Origin of the sequence: Pseudoalteromonas sp. BSi20495, from assembly GCF_000241185.1 — a bacterium.
In the GTDB taxonomy this organism is placed as follows: Bacteria; Pseudomonadota; Gammaproteobacteria; order Enterobacterales; family Alteromonadaceae; genus Pseudoalteromonas; species Pseudoalteromonas fuliginea.
This window is the reverse complement of record NZ_BADY01000144.1, coordinates 1-722: the sequence shown is the minus strand read 5'-3', so window position 1 is coordinate 722 and position 722 is coordinate 1. Positions and strand designations below refer to the sequence as shown.

Annotated in this window: 1 protein-coding gene; it reads left to right on the top strand. The window is 38.5% G+C overall.

What is annotated here, in order from left to right:
- On the top strand, positions 1 to 708 hold a 708-nt coding region (locus tag P20495_RS04460; protein ID WP_033016242.1), incomplete at its 5' end, for a transposase.
- Positions 709 to 722 lie beyond the last annotated feature (14 nt).

The window sequence follows — 722 nt, the reverse complement described above, 5'->3', positions numbered from 1 at the left end:
GATACGTTATTACTTGCTGATGCTGGGTATTTTGACTTAGATTACTTTGAGCAAGTAGCTCAAGATGGCGGATATTTTTTGATCAGAGCAAATAAAAACATTAACCCAATCGTTACATCAGCTTATTGCGCGGGTATAGAACTTAAAGAAAAGAACATTAAAATCAAAACGTTACTCGATAAATTCGCAAGCCAACCACTTGAATTAACAGTACGTTGGAAGAAAAATGGGCCCGAGTACAGGCTTATCTATTTACCGAATGAAAAGCGCCCCGTTTTCCTTGTTACTAATTTAAAAGAGGCACAGTTTAGCTTTGACGAACTACTCGATATATATGCAACTCGTTGGCAAATTGAGTTGTTTTTCAAAGAACTAAAGTCATGGAATAACCTTAAAGGGTTCATCACACGAGATCCTCATATTGCCGAATCATTGGTTTGGCTGAGCATACTGCAAACACTTATCAAGCGTTTTATCTGCCATAGTGCAGCGGGTATGTTTAAGTGTGCGATCTCGACATTTAGAGCGAGTAAGTGCAGTTATCTTTGGTTGGATGATATTCTGGATTGCATAGAACAAACACGGTGCAGCCATAAGATACATCGTGTATTTGAGCTACTAGCGGTAAATTGTAAGCGGCAAAGCATTGAGAAAAACAATGATATTTGCCGTTTTAAGATAGGAAGTCACACGGTCTGTGTTCCTTAAGAACTAAGCTATGA